This window comes from Sodalis-like endosymbiont of Proechinophthirus fluctus (genome assembly GCF_001602625.1).
Taxonomy (GTDB): Bacteria; Pseudomonadota; Gammaproteobacteria; order Enterobacterales; family Enterobacteriaceae.
Window position 1 is genome coordinate 49,566 of the sequence record NZ_LECR01000023.1, and the last position, 3,055, is coordinate 52,620.

The 3,055-nt window shown below is 54.7% G+C and carries 3 protein-coding genes and 1 pseudogene; 1 reads left to right on the forward strand and 3 read right to left on the reverse strand.

All coding sequences use genetic code 11. From position 1 onward, the window contains the following. Window positions 1-571: 571 nt before the first annotated feature. A complete protein-coding gene (locus BG74_RS02735) occupies window positions 572-838 on the reverse strand; it encodes an EAL domain-containing protein (protein ID WP_066596427.1) in 267 nt (88 codons plus the stop codon). A gap of 334 nt (window positions 839-1,172) precedes the next feature. Here BG74_RS02735 and BG74_RS02740 point away from each other — a divergent pair, with 334 nt between their 5' ends. After that, window positions 1,173-1,379, forward strand: coding sequence for a hypothetical protein (locus tag BG74_RS02740; protein ID WP_066596429.1), 207 nt, complete (start codon window positions 1,173-1,175; stop codon window positions 1,377-1,379). Window positions 1,380-1,892: 513 nt separating this feature from the next. Here the strand turns inward: BG74_RS02740 and BG74_RS02745 are convergent. Continuing rightward, entirely contained in the window at window positions 1,893-2,696 is an 804-nt protein-coding gene (locus BG74_RS02745; protein WP_066596431.1) for an ABC transporter permease, read from the reverse strand. 3 nt (window positions 2,697-2,699) lie between these two features. Then, window positions 2,700-3,055: pseudogene (locus BG74_RS14730) on the reverse strand (ABC transporter ATP-binding protein); the annotation flags it as partial.

Sequence of the window (3,055 nt, forward strand, 5' to 3'; positions counted from 1 at the left end):
ACGCTACCACGCTACCACGCTACCACGCTACCCAAGACTAAAATAATATTACCATTGGCAGCCTCTTTATTATTGATTATCAGCCGCGCGCTCAGCCACCCAGAATGCTATCGACTGGAATCCCTCGGCGCGATGATCACCGCTTTTATGTAGGTAACCTACAGGTTGCGGCTTATCTACTCGCTGCCCCTGGCGGTATTAGATCAGTTTATGGCGACAGCAGGGCCGGGTAGTCGTGCCGGGCCCGTGCCTAATGACCTGATCCCTGAGCGCCCGAGCTTGTCACCTGCGTCAGCTTCCTTTCCGTCACCGGCAGGTGACGATGCGCTGTCCACGGCAGACAGGAGCATCACGACGCTCGCTTCCGACAGCGCTTTGGAGAACAATAGCTCTTGCAATTCTTTGCAGCCGCGACCTGCTCCAGCGTGGCGCGTTTTTCCTTACTGTACACGCCACGGGTAGGGTGATCAACACGCCCATGGCGTAGTCCAGGCGTATCACCGATACGACAATGGCTGATGCATTGTCTTCTTGTTCCATATGTTGGATAAACGACGAGTAGATTTTGATTTTATCCACCGGGAATTGATTGAGGTGCCAGATGCTTGGCGCAGCGGTCGCCAAAATTTTCCACGGTGATGGTAAATCCTCTGGCCCGCATTGTCATCAGGATGCCGAGAGAATAGGAATCTTGATTAAACAACACGATTTCGTTGATGCCGAGCTCAATGCGTGACCGATCACGCTGCTTTGCTTGAAGAATCGCCGTAGCGCGCTCGACGAAGTCGGGGCTGTAGAATCGCACCAAAGTGATCTTCATCCCGATAAACCGATTCATCCATTGTTACGCCACCCGGTAGGATTGGGTCAGCATCTATTATTCCCCCGAGCGCAATGCTTAGCCCCCGCTCTCCTAGGCGCCAGGATGTTGCAGCAGGCCAGCGCAGAGTGCTGACCGTTTGTTCCTGTAGATCGACCAACGTCAGGGCGGTTCTCGCGATGTCTAGGAGGATCGTCGCTGAAGCTGAGGGGTTAAGCAAGTAGCGATTGCTTAAATCGTTTATAAAATCCGCGGTCAGCTGGGGACACCCCACCCCTACGCTACGCTGAGCAGATAAATACCGGGCAAGTACCGCCTGCCAGCGGCCGCACTGGGCTTATAGTTATCACTTATGGCCGTCGATACGGGCAAAAGCGGCAAAGTTTCAGGGCATAAGCTGAAGGGTAGGCGTCAGACTGACGTGATTATCACGCGCCGCCATCTGGGTAATTCTCAGGCAGGCGGGAGACGGCATCAAAATCAAATAAGTATCGCCGCCTGCGGTAGCAACAGCATTGGCGCCTGGAGCGAGATCGACCGGCCGCCTATCGTGGCGTAGATCCCATGCCAGCAAGCGTTAAGCAGGTAAACCTGTTGATGGTGAAATACCGTAAACAGCTAGCCGCCGATATTTTCGTCCAGCCATTGTCCGTCTAGCCTGGACCAGATGAGTTACGCATACAGCAGAGGCCAGACGGTGATGTTTTGTACTGCTGAACCGCCAGTTCGTGCAGGTAATGAGCGACGGACGCCTGCACCATTTTCTGTTCACGCCGGACGACATTTGTATTGATTTGCCGGGAGGTGATGAGCCGTAGGCTGAGTATCGAGGCTCTAAGCATCAGAAGTAACACCAGCAGTAAGAAAGAGATATTTTTGAAAAAGGTGCGGCGGAATCCCCCTCGGGTAAAGCTATATGATTATTCAACAGTCAATGTTTTCTATCACGCTGCCGCGGGGCCGCCAGTGGTAATGTCATTAAATAGGCTAGAAAAAGGTGGTCGTTTAAGTAAGTTTTGTTCACCCGTTGCGAGTGCCGCGGTGTCTGAGCCGGTGCAAGGATACCTGGCCGTCAATCGCGCCAGTAGTGCCGAGACCAGCGCCGCGCATGGGGGTTATGGTGCCAGGGCATTATCAGATGCTCCAGCGCCAGTACTATCAGGAAACTGACCACGCCCAGTAGTGCCAGAAAGGCAATGGCGGCAAAGGTGCCGGCGGTGTTCAATCGAGAATTAGCCTGCAACAAATAGGCGCCGAGCCCACCGCTGGTGGAGGCAGTCCATTCGCCTATCACCGCGCCAGTTACGCTGAAAGTCGCGGAGAGCTTTAGTGCGGAAAATAGCGGCGTGTAGGTGGACGGCAGTTTGACATGGCGAAAAATACCGAGCCGGCTGCCGCCCATGGACCGCACCAAATTCAGCATATCCTGATCAACGGAATGCAGCCCATCGAGCACATTGACCACTACTGGGAAAAACACTACCAGCGCGACGATTACTAATTTAGGCACCAGACCGAACCCCAGCCAGATAGTCAGGGCTGCCGAAATGGCGATAACCGGCACCGCCTGACTAGCGATAAGAATTGGATACAGTACGCTCCTTACCCAGGTCAGGGCATCCATTACCACTGCGAAGGTGAAACCGGCGCCTGCGCCCAGCGCGAAGCCCAGTAAAAAAGTGAGAAAGGTTTGCCAGAAACCTGCTAGTAGCACTGGCAAATCAGCTAGAATATGGGCCCAGGTCAGCGCTGGCGATGGAAGAACATACGGCGGGATCTCCCACAGTTGGACCGCCGCAGCCCAGATAGTGATGACCAGCAGTAGGGCGAGGATCGGTCCGACCACTGCCAACAGCCCCTTAGGCAGAGTTTTCATGCTCTACAGACTCCGTGCTGCGTCGTGATAGATTAAGGAAAGGATCTGACCTTTCAGTGCGATAAAGCGAGGGTCGGTCAGCGTGGTAAGCGTGCGCATCCGGGGGACCGGGACTGGCAAGATGGCGCAGATACGCCCGGGGCGTGGCGTCATCACCACTACCCGATCCGCAAGCATAATAGCCTCGTCGATGTCATGTGTGATAAACACCACTGTCCGGAGCTGTTCCGACCACACCTGCAACAACCATTTCTGCATAGCGAGGCGAGTTTGCGAATCCAAGGCGCCGAACGGCTCATCGAGCAGCATAATATCATGCTGCATTGCCAGAGTGCGCATCAGCGCTACCCGCTGGCGCA